Origin of the sequence: Paenibacillus solani (genome assembly GCF_001277345.1) — a bacterium.
GTDB classification, from domain to species: Bacteria; Bacillota; Bacilli; order Paenibacillales; family Paenibacillaceae; genus Paenibacillus_AQ; species Paenibacillus_AQ solani.
On the sequence record NZ_LIUT01000003.1, the window covers coordinates 162034 to 180742 of the forward strand.

Below are 18709 nucleotides of genomic sequence, written 5' to 3' on the forward strand. Positions count from 1 at the left end.
CAGGCAGGGATGCGACTTTTCCGCTCTCCTGCTCTTTCGGTTGGCTTTTGTATAGAAACCCGTATTATCGTAAGGACTCGCTTAGCGTCAAGCTCACAGGGCAATGATCACTGCCCATAACATGACAGTCGATTTCGGCGTCCTTTAGCTTTTCGCTTAAACGGGCAGACGTCAGAAAATAATCGATGCGCCAGCCGATATTCCGCTCTCTTACCTTGGCCATATACGACCACCAGCTGTAGATGTCTCTGCGATCCGGGTAGAAATAACGGAAGGAATCGATAAAGCCAGCTGCCAGCAGGTCGGTCATTTTGCCCCGTTCTTCCAGGGTGAAACCCGAATTACCATGATTGGACTTGGCATTTTTTAGATCGATTTCCTGATGCGCCACATTCAAGTCACCACATACAATCACGGGCTTTGATTCGTCAAGCTGTAGCAAATAAGTACGGAAACGCTCCTCCCACTCCAGCCGATAATCCAGCCTGCTCAAATCACGCTTCGCATTCGGCGTATACACATTCACCAGATAGAAATCTTCAAACTCCAGCGTGATCACTCTGCCTTCAGGCTCGCTGTCTTCTTCCAAACCGTAGCGTACGGACAAAGGTGCGATTCTCGTAAATACTGCTGTACCCGAATATCCCTTCTTCTCTGCATAGTTCCAATATTGTTGATACTCCGGCCCCAATTCAAGCTCAATTTGCCCGGCTTGCAGCTTCGTCTCCTGCACGCAAAATATATCGGCATCCGCCTGTTGAAAATAATCCATAAAGCCCTTCGTTACACAGGCCCGCAATCCGTTGACGTTCCATGACACTAACTTCATTTACGCAACCTCCGTGATATCCATATCGTTTAAGCGTGTTGAATCTATGAATCTTCTAAATTCTATTATGGTATCACGTCACGGCCGGAACGAACAAGCAGCTTCGGGCGCTTTCACCATAACTTCATCAACAACTCATGACTGAAGGCGCAAATGTCCTTGCGCAAAGCATGAAGCGAAATTGTGGTTACGTGCATAATCCCGCGCCAAATCAGGAACAACATAAACGTTCGCGAAGTGCGATCATTCGTACGCCCGCAATCGATGAGAACCCCACATAAGGAGGAGTACAGCATGACAGGCAGAAACAGCAAACCAAAGAACGACGGTCCTTCCAGCAGTCCTGAACGTTTGGACCAATACGGTGACAAGCTTGCTTCCGAGAATGAGGAAGAGTTTACTTCGGCGGCCGAGGAGCACTGTCGAGATCAGGAATAGTGGATTGATAACACGATCGATGCACATTCGATAATCCACCGGAGCAGCAAAAACACCCATCCTTGCCGTGGCAATGAAATGGGTGTTTTCCTATTCGATATTTTTGACCAAGGCGGTGCCTATCGGATATAGCAATTCTGCTCCTCGCTGCGTTACTCTGTTACCCCAAAGCGGTTGCCGTCAGGATCCGTCAGGGAGAATCCTTTGAACTCATCAAAATCCTCAATCTCCCCCACATCGGCTCCCTTAGCAGCCAGTCGTTGATGGATTTCACTCACATTCGTGGTATGTAGATTGAAATATTGCCCCACGCCATACTCATTCTTGGGAAAATCCGGCTGCTTCACCTCATAGGACCTTACGAGGCAGAAAGTCACTTTCTCATCATTCATTCGCATGACAACCGCATTCGGTTCATCCATGTGAATCACTTCAAGCCCGAGCACTTCTGTATACCAGGCCGTCGAACGCTTCAGATCACTAACCGGTACGAAGATACCAACGCCGTATAGTGGGGGTCTGCTCATTCTTCATCCTCCTCTTTGAATTGCTTATATAGCTTCCAACACATAAGAAACGACATTTCGGGCTAAAACCAAACAGGGTGCAAAAAAAATTATTCCGTAAGTTTCCACACGTTTCCGTCCGGATCTTCTATATAAAATGCAAGAACTCCACGAACCCAGCCCAATTTGCTTATCCTTATCCGCTGCTTCGTCAATTGAAGGTACGAGGCGCATATGGCTTTGGGATCTCTTCTCCGAAAAGCGTCCACAAGTGCATCCATGTCCAGCCCTGCCTCCTCTGTATCTGTCCGGGTTCTCTCTTGCGGCCTAGGTTCAATGCCTGCTTGCTGTAAGCGATGCAGCTTTTTCAGCCTTATCCGCGCACGTCCGAGGGACACCTGTACAGTCCCTTCAGTCATGGAGAGAAAACCAGCCGTTTCCCTGGCCGTGAAATCAAATACATCCATGAGCAGCAAAATAACCATTGCCCGTGGAGACAACCGGTTCGCCAAGTCCTCCACAAGTTCCCTGGTGGATAAACCCTCATCTTCGGCCGCCCTATCCCCTAAAAAATCCTCGGAAACCCGCATCCCTGGCCTATCCTTCTTCATTCGGTCCTTCCATGCATTGCTTGCTATGCGATATAAATAAGCATTGGACAGCTGTCTTTCAGGATCGGTTTCAACCGCGCGCATCACTTTCATCATGACATCTTGCAGCAGATCCTCCGTTTCCCATGGATTCCCTGATATTCGCATACAGTACACGTGCAGCTTAGCTTGCAAATTTGATAAGTCCAGCATATACTCCGGCATCATGAATCACCTCGCTAACTAGTTCTGTGAGTACCCGCGTTTTCCTGCTGATTGTTTGCATGCCATTCCTGCCCATCTATGCATACAAAAAACCGCCTCCCCGATCAACATCGGGAAGACGGCTGCACGTTCAATCTGATAGCGTTTATTTCACCAAACTCTCCAGCACATCATCTATGATCTGGCTGTTGGCAATCGTGCCGGTATACAACCAGCTCGTATCTTTTCCATATTCATAGATGTTGCCGTTCTTAACCGCCGGAATATTCGCCCAGAGTGGATCCTGAAGCACTTCTGCCCCTTCGCCGTCACTATTAATAAAGAACAGATGATCCGCGTCGAGTTCCGCCAATTTCTCCAGGGAAATGGATGACCAGTTGCCCGTAGCCGATGCCGAGATTTCCTTCACCACATTCGGAACCGTGAGACCCAAGTCACCGTACATGACGGCACCGCTGGACAACGTCTCGCTAACGACGAACAATTTACCGCCGACAAGCCAAATCGCTGCAGCAGATTCACCACCGATCGATTGCTGGATTTTCTCCTTGGCATCCTTTGCCTTCTGCTCGTATTTATCGAGCGCCGCTTGCGCTTCCTCCTCCATGCCAAAGATTTCTCCCACTTTCTTCAGCTCTTCGCGCCAATCGTTATTGACCTCATTGCCGATGACGTAGGTTGGAGCAATCTTCTCGTATTGGCTGTACTTGTTGCCTTCTACCATGGAAGCCGAGTCCATGATCAATAGATCCGGCTGGAAGCTGGCTACCGCTTCAAAGGGAAGATCATGCTCAATCGTAGGCACATCCTTCAATGCGTCCTGCAGATAATCCTGGACGCTTCCGCCTTTGACCGACCACTGCGCGATCGGGGTAATGCCCAATGCCACCAGGTTATCCTCCAAGTAAGAAGCAATCACCCGTTTCGGCTCAGCCGGAATTTTCACCTCATGGCCCATGGCGTCTGTCAGTGTCCGTTCTGTCTTGGCTTCTGTACTTCCTTCGTCTGGCTTGGCTTCGTTGCCGCCATTCTGCTCGCTTGGTGCTTGCGCCTCCGTTGGCTCGTTCCCAGCTGCGTCCTTGCTATTTCCACAAGCTGCAAGCAGCGTGAAAGCTGCCAATAGTCCTGCGATTATCCATATTTTTTTCTTGAACCGACTCATTGTTATAGGTCCCCTTTATGTATATTTTTTCTGCACAGATCACTAGCAATCTTGTGGTGAAGTGCTATAATAATAACCATGATAATGAAATTCATTCTCAATTACAATACGTTATTTTAAATTTTTTATCAACATGAAGGTTAAGGTGACTATGCAAGCAAATCAACCCATGAACAAAACAACTTCAAAATCAATCTACCGCCCCAAGACAGCTGCGGTCGTCATTCTGGCAGGGCTTGGTCTCCTCGCGGCCGCTATGGCATCCTCGATTATCTATGGTGCGTCGAACTTCCAATTGTCCACCATATGGGAAGCACTTGTCCACTTCGATGCGGGCTCCACCGCTCACCAGATTATCCAGAGACTGCGTATGCCGAGGGCCTTGGCAGCTGCGTTAATCGGCAGTTCCCTGGCCGTATCGGGAGCCATCATGCAGGGCATGACCAGAAATGCGCTCGCCTCCCCTTCCATTATGGGAGTCACTGCCGGAGCTACCTTCATGATGTCGATCGGATTAGCCTTTATGGAATCTGCATCCAACACCACACTCATGCTGCTCTCATTCGCAGGTGCGGGTCTCGGTGCCGGACTGGTGCTGATGATCGGCTCGTTATCGAAGCGGGGACTGACACCTGTCAAGCTGGCGCTGGCCGGCTCTGCCGTTACCGCACTCCTGAGCTCGATTTCCTCAGCCATTGCCATCCACTTTAACGTTGCCAAAGATATCAGTTTCTGGTATGCCGGAGGCGTGTCGGGCGTGCAATGGGTGAACGTGCAGCTCCTGATCCCTGTCGTCATTATCGGATTATTGCTCGCGCTGGCGCTCAGCAGATCCATTACCGTGATGAGCCTGGGCGAAGAGGTGGCCACCGGACTTGGCCAAAAAACGGGGATTGTCAAGTTTCTGGGCACGCTCGTTGTCCTGCTGCTAACGGGTGCAGCGGTGGCTGTAGGCGGAACGATAGGATTTGTAGGCCTCGTCATCCCGCATATCGTTCGGTTCATCGTAGGCCCTGACTATCGGCTGATCATCCCCTGCTCTGCTGTCGTGGGAGCACTTCTGCTGGTGTTTGCCGATGTGGCGGCGCGAATGATCAACCCTCCGTTTGAGACGCCTGTCGGTGCCATTACGGCGATCATCGGTGTTCCCTTCTTCCTCTATCTTGCACGTCGGGAAGGGAGGGGGCTGTAATGATGAATACGACAAGAAAAGTCATGTCCGTCTCGATGATCCTATTGCTGGCTATTGCAGCCGTGTTCTTGGTTAGCTTGAATATGGGAACCATGAAAATCCCGCTCGCTGAGGTAATAAAAGCTTTCAACGGGACAGGATCCGAGCAGAACTACACCGTGCTCGTGCACTTTCGGTTACCCCGCATGGTTATCGCCATACTGATCGGTGCCGGCATCGCCGTATCAGGCGCCATTCTGCAAAGCGTTTCGCGAAACGCGCTTGCAGACCCAGGCATACTCGGCATTAACTCTGGAGCGGGACTAGCTGTCGTACTGTATATCTTTTATTTTCAAGGCAGCTCCTTCAGTTCAGGCGTGTTATCCGTCTATATGATGCCTTTCGCCGCGTTATTCGGTGCCTTTCTTGCCGCATTCCTGATTTATACGCTTGCCTGGAAGCAAGGCGTGACGCCTATCCGGCTGGTTCTCGTAGGGATCGGAATTAACGCCGCTTTTGCAGCGCTCATTATCGTATTTCAGCTCATGATGGACCCTAACAATTTTATGCAGGCTACCATTTGGCTGTCCGGAAGCATCTGGGGAGCAAGCTGGGAGTATGTCTATGCCATCCTCCCGTGGATTCTTCTGCTGATTCCTTGGGCGCTGTATAAATCCCAAAATTTAAACGTGCTCAATTTAGGGGACCACACGGCAACGGGACTTGGCGTTACGGTAGAGCGCGAGCGAAGAATACTGCTGTTCATCTCCGTTGCACTAGCAGGCGCCTGCGTAGCCGTTGGTGGAGGCATCGCGTTCCTGGGACTTGTTGCACCGCATCTGGCCCGAAAACTGGTGGGACCCCGTCATCAGGGAATGCTGCCTGTCTCTGCACTTCTCGGCTCTCTTGTACTTCTTGTGGCTGATATGATCGGCAAGAACCTGATGGCCCCTTCCGAGATCCCTGTAGGATTAGTCGTTTCATGTCTCGGAGCACCCTACTTTATTTATTTGTTGATCAAGGATTAATTGAATGAGTTTAAAAAAGACGGCGATCACCTCCCGAATCCATTCGGAGGTAATCGCCGTTGTTTTGTATAATGCGTCTGAGCTTGATTATTAAATTGCCTGTGTGACCTACTCCCAGCCAATTGCTGGTACAACCGCTATACGTGGCTATGATTCAGCTCGGACGCAACCTTTTTATTCGCGAGGCTGCTTGCATAAGGAATAAATACGGCAAGCGCCAGCGCAAGCATGATTCCCATAATAATGGCCACGAATGGAGCATTTATATGGATTGGTGGCGGGTCAATCAATCTGCAAGCATATAACAGAATAATCCCTAGCGTGACTCCTACAAACATTCCGATACATAGGTACAGCAGCACCTGCGTTAAAATGATCTGAACAAGACCCTTTTTGTCCACGGAAATGACTCGTAATACCGCAAATTCTTTACGCTTATTATAGATGTTGTTAATCAGGGAATTAAATACGCCGATGGTAACACTTAGCATAATGACAATGATAGCACTTAGGAAAAAGGACCATACCCGCGTGTACATATTGCTTGAATTCTCCAGAGCTTGGGCATAACTGCTGATATCCAACGTTGGGAACTGCCCCTTGATGCCTTCCAGCTGATTTAATGCCGCAATCTCGTTCACTGGTGTTATATAAGCTGTACCAAAAACCGTAGACTTCGTATGGAAGGCTGCATTCGACCAATCGATATACATGTCTATGAAGTGAATCGGCTCCGTAATGGCCGCTACCGTCAATGTTCCGGCATTCCTTAAGTTCTCTGAATGCTCGTCTTGATATACCGATAAACGAATCGGGTCGCCGATGCTTAGCGCATGTACCTCAGCATAACGTTTAGACACGATGACGGCATTCGTCACGTTCGAAATATCCGGGAGCAGCCGCTGCGCGGCCAGTTCATCCAAATCAGCCAAAACATAATCGACTCTTTCGCCATTCTCCTTTATGGCGGGACTTAACCGGCTGACCGTGCTTACTTCCTCGATCCCTTCCAATTGCGATATCCGCTGCTTTAATTGCTCAGGGTCAATCGATGACGATCTCTCCAGCCGGTCGACAACCCGAATATCCGCGGCATACTGCTCCTTGATATAATTCCGATCGTTATGGTATATCGTGTTCAGAAGAGATGAGCCGATGACGGCAATCATCATGGCAAGGCTGATCGTCAGAATAACGAAGGTGTTTTTCTTGACCTGCGGCACAAGATTTTTGACAGCAACATAAGAAACTCGCCCCCCTAGCAGCTTCAACACAGGCGACACCTTAGCCAACACACCGGGAAGGTAGACGGGAACCATCGTAAACACGGACCATACGAACAATAGAAATCCTATTAAAAAGCTTAACTCCGGGTTAGCTAACGGCGTACCCGAGAAGGCAATCCCAAAGAGGATGAAAAACAGGCAGGCCGCCATCAGCACTTTCCCTAATGTTTTTCGTCCCTTTCGTCCTTTAAAATCGTTATTCTGGTTCATCTCCAGCATCTTAAGCGGCAGTATCTTGGTGCTTCTGTAAGCAGGAATCAACATAAATAACTCCAGGATGATAAAGCTTGCCACCGCTACCATCGTCGCAACTCCAACATCAAAACGGATATCCGTCAGCGGAACCAGAAACAGCCCGGATACCCATGGGATAATGTAAGCATAACCTAGTAGGGATACCAGCAAACCGCTCAGAACACCGACCCCATTCGTAACCGTGCATTGGATGAACACCATCTTAAACAACTGTTCGGTTTGCGCGCCCATAGACCTGAGAACTGCGAATTGGAAGCGGTATTTATGCAGCATGCCTTCGAAATTGGACATGATCAACAGGGAGATGACCATAACAATCAGGACCGAAATGACCAGGATGTAATTGCCCAAGAGAGACAAAGAGGCTTTCAAGGTTGAACCCTGCGTAGCAATCTCGATCGTTAGCCCGGGCTCCAGCTCTTGTAATTGCTCACTCAGAACCAGCAGGTCGGTATCATCCGCTGCCTGCACCATCACATAACTTGACACCGCATCATGCTGGGCTCCTGCAGCCTTAATCTGCTGGACTTCCTCCCGGTTCATAAGCAGCAGATCCGATGTGGTGCCTGCAGCGGCAACCGGATCGCCAATGATCTCCGTGACTGTGTACGCTTTCCCTTCAACCTTCATCCGACTGCCCACCCGCAGCTGTAACTCCTCTGCAAGCGATTCGTTCACAATCAACTCCTCGCGATCCCGGATATGCTGTGAAATGATATCGGCTCATCGACAACGCATCATTCTCAATACCGGCAACGGCTACAGGCGCAGCGAGATCATTAGCGTACATCCGGGACAGCATGACCGAAGAGACCTGCTGCACCCCGCCCGTGGACTGTATCAAATCCATCAGGTACTGGTCTGATAGCTCATTGCCCAGCTCGTTATTATATCCCACCAACATATCCGCTTCTCCATACTGCAACTTCACTTCGTGATCTATGGAACGGTTGGCATTCGCCATGAATGAAAACATCGTGATCATCAGAAACACGGCCAAACTTATGCTAATCACGGAAAAGGACAGAATCGACTTGTTACGGGCCAGTATACGAAGGGCTATGCCTCGCAATGAATGAATCATGCGGATAACTCCATCATCTTCTTGAATATGTTCAATATCGGATCCATCTTTCGCTCTCCGCTGCTCTCATACTGATCCACGATTTGACCGTCATGGAAAAATAACACCCGATCGGCATAAACCGCTACATTCGGATCATGCGTTACTATAATCATACTTTGATTGAAGGCACCTCTCATCTCCACCAAAGCTTCAAGAATTTCCTTAGAGGTATTGTAATCCAGATTGCCGGTAGGCTCGTCTGCCAGCAGCAGCGGCGGATTCGTAATCAGCGCCCGGCCGATGGCTACCCGCTGCTGCTGTCCCCCTGACAGCTGAACAGGCCGTTTCTTCCTCCAGCTCGCAAGTCCAAGCAGAGTGAGCATGTCCTGGACTTTGTGCTGAATCTCCGCCTCCGATGCCCCTTGCAAGATCAAGGGAATCGCCATGTTTTCTTCTACGCTTAAATCATTCAATAAATGAAAAGATTGAAATACAAAACCGATATTTTCACGCCGGTAGTGGGTTGCATGAGGTTCCACAAAGATGTTGTCCATGACCTTTCCCTTTAACTCGATGGTACCTGAGCTTGGCGTATCCAGGGAACTGATAATGTTAAGCAGGGTGCTTTTTCCGGAGCCGCTGGTTCCCATGATGGCCACCAATTCACCTTCCGCAAGCCCAAAAGACACATCCTTTAACGCTTGAACTTTAAATCCGTCTCCATCATAGGTTTTGTGGATATTGCGAACAGACAACAAACTCTTCTGATTCATCCAATCCCTCCACTAGATTTATTTTTCTGGACCAGGCCAAAATACTCTATGAGTATATCAGATTTGGTTATATATGTAATCTCGTGGAATCCATGGAATGCACTGGGCTCATCTATCACCCTATTGGCAAAAAAACGCAAAACAAAAAGACCGCATTACGGGAGTGTTGACAAAGTGGTCGAAAGGGAATAAATCCCTCTAGACCACTTTGTTTTTTACATTTTCATTTTTAAAAGTACTTGTTGGGTGGGCAAACACGATGTGTTATATCGCTTTTATCATTCGTTTTATGTTTAAAGCCAATGCAGAAAGAAGGCAATGTTCGGTGGCGTTCCAAATGCCCTTCTTGTATGTATAAGTTAAGTTGTGACACCTCTTCATCGTTCCGAAACTGCCCTCGCACCAAACGCGTCTTGCTTTCTGAATAGCGCGATATTCGTCGGAACGTGAACGGGCAACATTTCGTTCCCTCGCTTCTTGAAATAACGGGCGTTGAACGGTCTTTCGATTTCCTGTTTTTCCGAAACAACGGGTACGTAACGCACATTGCTTACAATCCTTGCTTTCTGAAGCATACATCTTTGTGTAAGCTTGTTATCCGTATGAAAGTTAATGTGAGTAAATCGAAGGGTTTTTCCTTCCTTGCACCTATAGGTATCGTTTGTCTTGTCATAGGTAAGGCCTGTTTTTTGCAAGTGATTGTCGTCCGGATCTTTGGGTGCTATGTATCCCTCGATCTCAAGTTTTTCGAGCGCATGATGTACGGGGGAACGATCGTAGCCTTTGTCGGCTCCAACCTTTTGGATTTGTAAATGAAACCTTTCCTTTTGCTTCTTTAACCGTGCGGTAAAAATGGCTCGTGGTCATTTACGTTTGCAGGAGTAACATGGATGTCTGTGATGATTCCATGTTTCGTGTCAATCGTGGTATGCGCTAGGTAATGAAAACCTTTAGGCTTATTGGGCCTGCTTAATAGTCCTGCTTCCGGGTCAGATTTGCTTTGCGTTACTTCCTTTTCGGGCATTTTTCTTTCGGCTTTTTCCGCGTTTTTTCTTATTAGGGTCCGGATTTAGTTCGGATTCAATCCGATGAGCTTCTTGCTCTAAATCCCGGAAATATTCGGAGGGTTTCTTCTCAACTACGACTTTCTCCGAATTTCCAATCGAAGCGTTCGCCTTGATATGAGTGGAGTCCACCACTATAACTTCTCCCGTTACAATACCTTTGCTGATGCAATCTGAAACAATGTGATTGAAGATCTCCTGGAATACCTCGCTGTCCTTAAATCTTCTGCGACGGTTCTGACTTAATGTCGAGTGGTCAGGAACAGTTTCGCCTAGGTCTAAACCCAGAAACCATCGGTAAGCTAGATTTACAATGATGTCTTGTTCTACATCAGTTGATTTGGTTTGTTTCCATCTATACCCATCATAACATTTCCCTCCAATGAAAAGACCGTGTAGATACTAATTCTACACGGCCATTCAGAAAACCTATTCAATTCGATTTTGTCAACACTCCCTTACGCGGTCTCTCCTATGCTGCCTACTCAGTCGCAGCAGCAGTATTAATGAGCTTTTACCAGGATTTTCACCTGGTTCTTCTCTTTGAGGAGAGCCTCAAAGCCCCTGTCAATAACCTCATCCAGTTGAATCCGCTGGGTTACCAGCTTATCCGCCGGGAAGAACCCTTTTTCCATCAAGCTGATTACAGCCGGGAACACATCGCGGTATCCAATGATTCCGGTAATATTGCGTTCCTTCATTACGACATCATTCGGTACGATTGGAGCGGAAGTTTCGAATATGCTGACAATCATAATCTGCCCGCCGATCTTGGTGGAATTGATCGCTTGATTCAGCACAGGGGGAACGCCTGTCACTTCAAATGCCACATCTACCCCGCTGCCTGTACGACGGTGAAGTTCCTCCACGACATCAATAGCCTTCGGATCAATCACGATGGCCCCCAATTCTTCAGCCTTCTGTTTGCGTTCCGCAGACAACTCCACGGCGTAAATCTCAGAAGCACCAGCAGCCTTTAAGGCTTCAATAACGAGCAGACCGATCGGTCCGGCTCCGAATACGACTGCACGATCCCCAGCCTTCAGCTGGCTCTGACGCACAGCATATAAAGCGACTGCGGAAGGTTCTACCAGCGCTCCCTGCTCATAGGAGATACTATCCGGAATTTTATGAACCATATGCTCATCAGCAGCTACATATTCGGAGAATCCTCCACCACCACCGGCAAGCCCCAAGAAGCCCATTTCGTCGCAGAGGTTATATTTTCCTTGTCTGCATGCTTCACATTTTCCGCATGCAAAGACAGGCTCCACAACCACACGATCGCCTGCCTTGAATTTCGTAACGCCTTCGCCTACCTCGACAACCTGGCCAGAGAATTCATGGCCCATAACAACTGGAGCCTGTTCTCCAGTAAGGGTGTGAGGGGTATTCTCAGGTATAAATATAGGTCCTGCCACGTATTCATGGAGATCACTGCCACAAATTCCGCACCATTCCACCTTGATTTTCACTTTTCCGTTTGTTGCTTGCGGCTCCGCGATCGTCTCCAAACGCAAATCCTTTACTCCATGCCAGCGTAATGCTTGCATCGTCTTCATCTCCTTATATGTTAGAAAAAAATACAATGAAATAGGAAACGTTTCCGAAATCAAATATGTCACATTTCTGACAATCTGTCAAACTCTAATGAGCAGAATATTCGATATATCCTGCTTAGCTCCGAACTGGCATTTTTCAATTCTTTCTTAGTAACTATGCAATCTACCTGTTCTTTGCTAATCATATTTCGTTTTTCAACAATGTGTTCCCATGATTTAAGAATCCCCTTAATGTTATAATATAGATATTGTACGATTCCTTATCTACACCACAACAATAACAGGAAACGTTTCCGGATTAGAAAGGATTTTATATGGTGAACTCCAAAAAAGTGACGATTGAAGATGTCGCCAAGAAAGCGGGAGTTGGCATTGCAACCGTGTCTCGCGCCATCAACAATAGCAAAGGAATCAGTCAAGCAACGAAAGCACGAATCATGCAGGTGATCGAAGAAATCGGATTTAGTCCGGATACATCTGCTCAAAGTCTGAAGGTTCGTCAAACGAATCAAATCGCCTTGGCTGTTCCTGATATCCGTAATGCCATCATCCCGGAAATTGCCTGGTCAGTCGAACAGACTGCCAAACAGCACGGCTATCGGGTCGTTCAGATCAATACAGCAGGTAATGCGCGAAACGAGCTTGAGGTTGTAAGGGATATTAAGAAACTTCACGTCGATGGCTTAATTATCATGCCGCTTGCCTATCCCAAAACACTGGGCGACCTGATCAACAAATCGAGTCTCCCTGTATCTATCATCAATTACGGAAAACAATTGGGAGAAGAATATAGAGCCGATATTGTAGGGCTTGCACGCCAAGAGGGCAGGCTTGTCATGGAGCATCTGCTGAAAATAGGACGCAGCCGGATCGCATATGCCGGGGCACCAAAAGATAAAATCGAAGAGCGATACTGGGCATACGAGCAATCGCTTACGCAAGTTGATCCGTCGCTTGTTTATTTCGGAGAGGATTTCTCATTTGAAACAGGAGTCCGCGCGGCAGATTACTTCCATGGCTTGAAGCATATGCCTGACGCGATTTACGCAGTGAACGATATGGTTGCTATTGGTATCGTCAACCGTTTCAAAGAACTGAAAGTTCGGGTTCCCGACGATGTTGCGGTCGTCGGCATCGACAACAATGTATGGACCACCGTCACGACGCCTCAAATCAGCTCGGTGTCTATCATGGGGGATGAAGTAGCCCGGCTGGCCACGGAACTGCTGCTCAAGCGGCTCCGTGAGCGAATTGCGGGTCAGTATGAACGCGTGCAATTCGAACCGCGGCTGATCGTCCGGGAATCCAGCGTATCCATGATACGCAACGCAATAACCGATTAGCAGCTCACGGTTCATAATAAAAAGCGCTTGAAACACAGAGTTTCAGGCGCTTTTTGGCCGTTATTTTCGATCGAGTGTGGGCTGTATATCTTTTATGACCAAATGTCTAGAAGCAGGGATGCAAGCAATCCCACATAGAAGCAATGAACCTCACGATGGGCCCTGCTGAAATCAATACAATTTAGCAAGGCATGCTTCTTTAAAGAAACTCCCGCTTCACCAGATTGCCTACATATTCACTCACATAATTCGAATCACCCAGACGGGATTGGACCTCCTTCTCCCATGTCGCCGCATCCCGCAATGAAGCAAGAGAAACCTTGCTGCCATACCATGACTCCACCTCGTCTCGCCGGATCGTAAAGACTTGGTCTTCAAAGGTAAGGATCAGTTTCTGCAAATTATCAATCATCACAAAATTCGCAGTGGAATTATACACCAGCAGCTGCTTCAACTTCTCTTCTTGAAGATCACCCGCCCTGGCCTGGAATCGAAGCTCGGCCGTCAATTGTTCCGGATACAGCTGAAAAGTGCGCCCGATGTCACGCATGGGAAGCGAAGCGTTCAAATTTATGAGGTTTGAGGCATCTCCCATATACGTACTGGCGAATTCAAGCGATTTACGAATATCATGCGTCAGCGGATCATCCTGCTCTGCTTCGTATTGAATGGCCTGCTCCTGTGCCCGGGGCTTGATAAATCCCTCCACAGCAACGATACTTCCGATCCCTATTAGAAGCAGCACTATGATAAGCCAGTTCTTTCTGCTCATGATTCCTTCACCTCAAGTTGAGTAGTAAGCTTGGAAGCTCTATGGATAAGCTGCGGGATCATGATCGATGTCAACGGTAAGGCGTATGGAACAAAAGAAATATAAAACGAATAGGGTCCATGAATCCGCAACTCGCGGCCAAACCATACATCGCTGCCAAACTGAATAATAAACGTATATGCCCACATCACCACTATAAAAGCTCCCCACAGCCACCATGCCCATTTGCACCATTTGGCCAATTTACCTGCATTAATAATGGCTGTCTGTTTATCATATCTTTTCAAATGCCGTGACATTGACAAATATGCGGCCCCACTCAAGATGACAATGCATAAGAATAGCATGTTCGCCCATATACCATTTGCCACAAATCGGAAAGGAATCGTACATATCCAAGCTAGCAAAGAATAGATAAGCGTGCTCTGAACAAGCTCATAACGGAGTCGATAGCTGTAAACTTTTTGATTATCGTCAATAAGAGTCTCAATATTATCAATATTATGGATAGCCAGACTTATGGCCGATTGATATTCCATGCCATTCTCCAAATAATCAGAAACACGTGCTTCCAAATTACTGAGAACCTCATTCTTCAGCTCCACGACTTCCTTGGTTTTACGCTGGTTTGCAAAGAGGCGTTCGACGAAGATTTCCAAATCATTACTATTGTTATACATTGTCAAGACATCTCCTTCCCGGTCCCGATCAGAACATCGATAATTTCACGGACAGCTCTCCACTCTTCCTGATTTTGCTGTAAGCGTACATGGCCCTCTTGGCTGAGGTTATAATATTTGCGCCTTCCCCCTTGGGTTTCCTCTCCCCAATAGGAATGGATGAAGCCCTGTTTCTCTAGTCTTCTCAAACTGGCATACAGCGTTGGTTCTTTAAGTTCAAAGCGATTCCCGCTCCGCAATGAAATTTCCTTAATAATGTGATAACCGTAATTGTCTCCATCCGCCAGCACACGCAAAATAAAGGTATCGACATGTCCGCGGATCAAGTCACTGTTATATATGGGTTCAGTCAATACCTGTACCTCCTCATATAGAATGGTTAGGTATAATGTATCTTATATTACTATGCGTGTCAAAGTAATATTACAGATAGCTATATTTTCAGGCTGTATTCACTTATTAGATTGACGTGTTACAAGCTCCTACTATATAATTTTTGAAAGTTCTTCCTATTATAAATAGGATCCTTACTATATTTCGTATGACATCCGCTCGCTTCAATCAGCGTATAAGCACTTGCAGGAGGAGAAGGTTTTGCTTCATAAATATATACGACGACTGAAATACTATATTCTCCGAACCCTCCGCATGCACAATAGCGATCACCGAATTGCGCTCGGCTTTGCCGTTGGCTTTTTCCCTTGCTGGTATCCAACTTTCGGCATGGACCTGCTGCTCGCCCCGTTGTTCGCTCGCATGGTAAGGGGGAATGTCCCTTCTTCCTTTTTGGCAGCTTCAACCGGTTCTGTTCTGTGGCCAGTCCTGTTTTATTTAAACTATCGGATCGGGGTTTTTGTCCACCTGTTTACTACTTTTCCTGCATCTTTCAAAATCGAAGATGCGTTTACCGTTCCTGTCCCAGAGACGGATTATTTGGTTGAGACTAGTCATTTTGGCAGATTAGGTGATATGGGCGTTAACTTTCTCGTGGGGGCCCTCATAAACAGTGTTCTGTCTACCCTCATTCTCTATATTCTGATGCGTATCATACTCACCGTTTACCGCAGACCCTTACTTCAAAAAATTAAACAATCCATTCGAAAAAGAAAATCAAAATCGTAACAAATGAGAAAACGCCCGGAGCTTTCGCTCCGTGGCGTTTTTTTATGCAAATTCACACTGTATACTGCCGGCCTTCTTTGAAATTTATTGTTAGCTTTTGATCAATTTCTTTGAAAAACCCGGTATAACTTTCGAAGACCATGGCAACCTAACAAAGGATTAACCTCTACTACATACCCGCAAGGGAGGGAAGCCTTAATGAAACCGAAAATGCAATACGACCTCTTGGCCCTTGTTAAACAACGACTGGAAAAATGCGAGGATGTCGTCTATCAAGCGCTGCGCATCCACGGCTCAGCATGCACGATGATCTACATAGAGTCCATCGTCGACAACCGCATGCTGCAGGAAAACATCATCAGTCCGTTGATTAAAAAGTCAGCAGCAGTGGAGGAGCATTTTGACAGTTTCATTGATCGGTTGGATCGCGGAGATATGCTGTCGGTACCATTCGAGCTTTCTTCCTCTGCGGATTACGTTGCAAATATGATTGTGTCGGGGAATGCCGCCATGATTGTAGAGTCATTGTCGGAAAGTTATTTATTCGATATCGTCCAGTATCAAAAAAGGGCGGTTTCCGAATCTCAGAATGAGCAAGTCGTTAACGGCCCCCAAGAAGCCTTCATCGAAGACATCAATACAAACTTGTCCCTGCTCCGGCATAAAATTAAACACACTGATCTTAAGACCATTCGTTATCAGATCGGTGACTATTCCAAAACTACCGTATACATGGTATATATCGACGGTTTATGCAAACCCGGGATCGTTTCACAGCTGGACCAGAAATTGAGCAGCATATCAATTGACGGGGCTTTTGGAGTCAGCACCTTATCCGAACAGATGAAGGAAGCCGTCGTATCCCCTTTCCCGCAGTTCCAGTACACGGAACGACCAGATTCCGTTGCTGCATCTCTTCTGGAAGGAAGAGTTGGCATCATGCAGGATGGGACGCCTTCCACACTGCTCGTACCCGTTACCCTGTTCTCTCTGCTCCAGTCATCCGAGGATTACTATCACAGTTTCTTCTCTTCCAGCTGGATACGATTGATTCGTTTCCTTTTTGCCGTCATATCACTGCTCTTGCCTTCGCTGTATGTGGCAATAACGACATTTCAACCTTCCATCATCCCGACCGACCTGCTCATCACTATTACGGCATCACGTGAAAACATTCCATTCACGGCATTGATGGAAGCGCTGATTATGGAGCTTACCTTCGAGGGGCTTCGGGAAGCTGGAACCCGAATCCCCAAGCCCGTCGGCCAGACTATATCCATTATCGGAGCTATTGTCATTGGTCAGGCCGCAGTGGATGCCGGGATCGTATCCAACCCGATGGTGATAGTGGTGTCAATAACGGGCATTGCTTCTTACATCATTCCGCATTTCGAGCTTGGGTTAACGTTCCGCCTGCTGCGTTTTCCTATTCTTATTCTTGGAGGGACACTCGGCCTGATCGGAGTATTTGCCGCCGCCTTCCTTGTATATGGACATGTGGCTTCCCTTAAGTCATTCAATACGCCTTATTTGCAGCCGGTCGCACCTCTTGTGCTGTCCGAATGGAAAGACACCTTGATACGAGTACCTTCCATGCGTATGAAGAACCGCCCTAAATCGTATGCTTCCAACAACAATATAAGGAGAAGGGATCGATCATGAGGTCTCTATTTATTTGTCTCATGTTTATACTGACTTTTTCGCCGTTAATGGGCTGCTCCCAAAATCAAACCAAGGTTGAAATCAACCAACAGGCCTTTGTATTTGCATTATATGTGAACAAGGGAAAGCAAGAGGGCAGCACGGAAGTTACCATCAGCACTCCTCTGCCAAACAGGCTCACCTCAGGACAGCAGGCTGGCGGACACGGAAACGGAGCCCCCTATGCCATGGTTACCAGAGAAGCATCTACAGTTCAAGATGCACTGAAACTGATCCAACGAGATCTCACCCGGCGATTTGATTTCAGTCACACTCGAATTGTTGTCGTTGGCAGAAGCTACGCGGAAGCAGGTTTGGAGGATCTGATGGATTGGCTTCAGCGTGAACCGACCACGAACCTCAATACTTACCTCATGGTCGCACCGGGAGACGCGAAGAAAGTGGCAGAACTGACTCCAATCTATGAACAGATGCCTTCAGAGGTTCTTATCCGCATTGCAGAACAACACAATATGATCCCAACTAATCTGAGGGATTGCCTTTACGCCGAATCAGGTAATCAGGGTTATGCTTTAACCTATCTGACAGCCGGTTTGAAGCCAATGGTAGCCGAGCAAGAAAAGCTGGAGCCTTGGACGGGCGTTCAAGGAACGGCGTTTTTCCAGAATCATAAAATGCGGACCACCCTCCCATTGAAGGAATCGCTTACTATCAGTTGGGCTGTTAATGAAATTAAGACTCCGCTTTATACTGTTTCATGGAATGAAAATGGTAAGGCCAGCGTTTACTTAATTTCAACCAAGTCCAGCAGATCGGTACGTATGGTTTCGGGCCACCCAGTGTTCACAATTAAATTAAGCGGTTCGGGAGATGTAGTGTACAAACGAAACCATAATCAATACGATACACCAGAGGTGAAGGAGATTATCGAACGCGAGCTCAACAATCAAGTCGCTGAGGATTTGAGGAAGGCTCTGCATGCGTCACAGCGGGTAGGTGCAGACGTCGTGCAATTAGGTATGCTGGTGGATTGGAACTACCCGGATCACTGGGAAAAGGTTCGTGCTAACTGGCCTGAATATTATAAGAACGAAGTTGAGATCGAAGTGGTTACGGATATCAGAATCCGCAACTTTGGAACCATTTTGAGAACGAAGCCGGAATAAAGGAGAATG

At 47.5% G+C, this 18709-nt stretch carries 20 protein-coding genes and 1 pseudogene; 7 read left to right on the plus strand and 14 right to left on the minus strand.

Translation table 11 applies throughout. The features are described from left to right. Window positions 1–64: 64 nt before the first annotated feature. Window positions 65–829 (minus strand): exodeoxyribonuclease III, encoded by a 765-nt coding sequence (locus AM231_RS18030; RefSeq protein WP_054403900.1) that lies wholly within the window; start codon window positions 827–829, stop codon window positions 65–67. 294 nt (window positions 830–1123) lie between these two features. Between AM231_RS18030 and AM231_RS29165 the strand changes: the two genes are divergently transcribed. After that, entirely contained in the window at window positions 1124–1267 is a 144-nt protein-coding gene (locus tag AM231_RS29165; RefSeq protein WP_009595787.1) for a hypothetical protein, read from the plus strand. 152 nt (window positions 1268–1419) lie between these two features. On the opposite strand, the gene AM231_RS18035 is transcribed toward AM231_RS29165, so the two are convergent. The 3 genes from AM231_RS18035 to AM231_RS18045 all read right to left on the minus strand — a co-directional run bounded on the left by AM231_RS18035 (window position 1420) and on the right by AM231_RS18045 (window position 3750). Continuing rightward, on the minus strand, window positions 1420–1794 hold the full coding sequence (locus tag AM231_RS18035; protein ID WP_054403901.1) for a VOC family protein: 375 nt from the start codon (window positions 1792–1794) through the stop codon (window positions 1420–1422). Window positions 1795–1883: 89 nt separating this feature from the next. Then, on the minus strand, window positions 1884–2591 hold the full coding sequence (locus tag AM231_RS18040; RefSeq protein WP_054403902.1) for an RNA polymerase sigma factor: 708 nt from the start codon (window positions 2589–2591) through the stop codon (window positions 1884–1886). A 142-nt stretch (window positions 2592–2733) separates the two neighbouring features. After that, window positions 2734–3750: an iron-hydroxamate ABC transporter substrate-binding protein gene (locus AM231_RS18045; RefSeq protein WP_054403903.1), complete on the minus strand. Its 1017-nt coding sequence runs from the start codon at window positions 3748–3750 to the stop codon at window positions 2734–2736. 151 nt (window positions 3751–3901) lie between these two features. Between AM231_RS18045 and AM231_RS18050 the strand changes: the two genes are divergently transcribed. Then, window positions 3902–4942: a FecCD family ABC transporter permease gene (locus tag AM231_RS18050; RefSeq protein WP_054403904.1), complete on the plus strand. Its 1041-nt coding sequence runs from the start codon at window positions 3902–3904 to the stop codon at window positions 4940–4942. Continuing rightward, complete coding sequence (locus tag AM231_RS18055) at window positions 4942–5949, plus strand: FecCD family ABC transporter permease (protein ID WP_053491926.1); 1008 nt, start codon at window positions 4942–4944, stop codon at window positions 5947–5949. Before AM231_RS18050 ends, AM231_RS18055 begins: the two co-directional genes overlap by 1 nt. 137 nt (window positions 5950–6086) lie before the next feature. On the opposite strand, the gene AM231_RS18060 is transcribed toward AM231_RS18055, so the two are convergent. The 7 genes and pseudogenes from AM231_RS18060 to AM231_RS18085 form a co-directional block, all read right to left on the minus strand. Beyond that, window positions 6087–8168, minus strand: coding sequence for an FtsX-like permease family protein (locus tag AM231_RS18060; RefSeq protein ID WP_242615231.1), 2082 nt, complete (start codon window positions 8166–8168; stop codon window positions 6087–6089). Beyond that, window positions 8110–8574, minus strand: a complete 465-nt coding sequence (locus AM231_RS30045; protein ID WP_054403906.1) for an ABC transporter permease — start codon at window positions 8572–8574, stop codon at window positions 8110–8112. Before AM231_RS30045 ends, AM231_RS18060 begins: the two co-directional genes overlap by 59 nt. Then, window positions 8571–9329, minus strand: a complete 759-nt coding sequence (locus AM231_RS18070; RefSeq protein WP_054403907.1) for an ABC transporter ATP-binding protein — start codon at window positions 9327–9329, stop codon at window positions 8571–8573. The genes AM231_RS30045 and AM231_RS18070 overlap by 4 nt, the downstream gene beginning before the upstream one ends. Window positions 9330–9593: 264 nt before the next feature. Further along, complete coding sequence (locus AM231_RS30545; RefSeq protein WP_082341743.1) at window positions 9594–9908, minus strand: transposase; 315 nt, start codon at window positions 9906–9908, stop codon at window positions 9594–9596. Window positions 9909–10318: 410 nt separating this feature from the next. Continuing rightward, window positions 10319–10525, minus strand: coding sequence for a hypothetical protein (locus AM231_RS30050; RefSeq protein WP_242615232.1), 207 nt, complete (start codon window positions 10523–10525; stop codon window positions 10319–10321). 105 nt (window positions 10526–10630) lie between these two features. Continuing rightward, a pseudogene (locus tag AM231_RS30550) lies at window positions 10631–10777 on the minus strand (transposase); the annotation flags it as partial. Window positions 10778–10896: 119 nt separating this feature from the next. Then, window positions 10897–11946 carry a 2,3-butanediol dehydrogenase gene (locus AM231_RS18085; RefSeq protein ID WP_054403910.1) on the minus strand — a complete coding sequence of 350 codons (1050 nt, stop codon included), beginning with the start codon at window positions 11944–11946 and terminating at the stop codon, window positions 10897–10899. Between the two features lie 323 nt (window positions 11947–12269). Here AM231_RS18085 and AM231_RS18090 point away from each other — a divergent pair, with 323 nt between their 5' ends. Then, window positions 12270–13298: a LacI family DNA-binding transcriptional regulator gene (locus AM231_RS18090; RefSeq protein WP_054403911.1), complete on the plus strand. Its 1029-nt coding sequence runs from the start codon at window positions 12270–12272 to the stop codon at window positions 13296–13298. Between the two features lie 199 nt (window positions 13299–13497). Here the strand turns inward: AM231_RS18090 and AM231_RS18095 are convergent, their stop codons facing one another. The 3 genes from AM231_RS18095 to AM231_RS18105 are packed head-to-tail and all read right to left on the minus strand — an operon-like array spanning window position 13498 to window position 15103. Continuing rightward, on the minus strand, window positions 13498–14070 hold the full coding sequence (locus AM231_RS18095; RefSeq protein ID WP_054403912.1) for a DUF4825 domain-containing protein: 573 nt from the start codon (window positions 14068–14070) through the stop codon (window positions 13498–13500). Further along, complete coding sequence (locus AM231_RS18100; RefSeq protein WP_054403913.1) at window positions 14067–14750, minus strand: permease prefix domain 1-containing protein; 684 nt, start codon at window positions 14748–14750, stop codon at window positions 14067–14069. The genes AM231_RS18095 and AM231_RS18100 overlap by 4 nt, the downstream gene beginning before the upstream one ends. Before the next feature lie 2 nt (window positions 14751–14752). Then, complete coding sequence (locus AM231_RS18105) at window positions 14753–15103, minus strand: PadR family transcriptional regulator (protein WP_053491919.1); 351 nt, start codon at window positions 15101–15103, stop codon at window positions 14753–14755. A 241-nt stretch (window positions 15104–15344) separates the two neighbouring features. Between AM231_RS18105 and AM231_RS18110 the strand changes: the two genes are divergently transcribed. The 3 genes from AM231_RS18110 to AM231_RS18120 all read left to right on the plus strand — a co-directional run bounded on the left by AM231_RS18110 (window position 15345) and on the right by AM231_RS18120 (window position 18700). Next, window positions 15345–15872: a DUF2062 domain-containing protein gene (locus tag AM231_RS18110; RefSeq protein ID WP_054403914.1), complete on the plus strand. Its 528-nt coding sequence runs from the start codon at window positions 15345–15347 to the stop codon at window positions 15870–15872. Between the two features lie 198 nt (window positions 15873–16070). After that, the gene (locus tag AM231_RS18115) at window positions 16071–17534 is read left to right on the plus strand and encodes a spore germination protein (protein WP_054403915.1); all 1464 of its coding nucleotides are present in this window, start codon (window positions 16071–16073) and stop codon (window positions 17532–17534) included. 20 nt (window positions 17535–17554) lie between these two features. Then, window positions 17555–18700, plus strand: coding sequence for a Ger(x)C family spore germination protein (locus AM231_RS18120; RefSeq protein ID WP_242615233.1), 1146 nt, complete (start codon window positions 17555–17557; stop codon window positions 18698–18700). The last annotated feature ends 9 nt before the right edge of the window (window positions 18701–18709 follow it).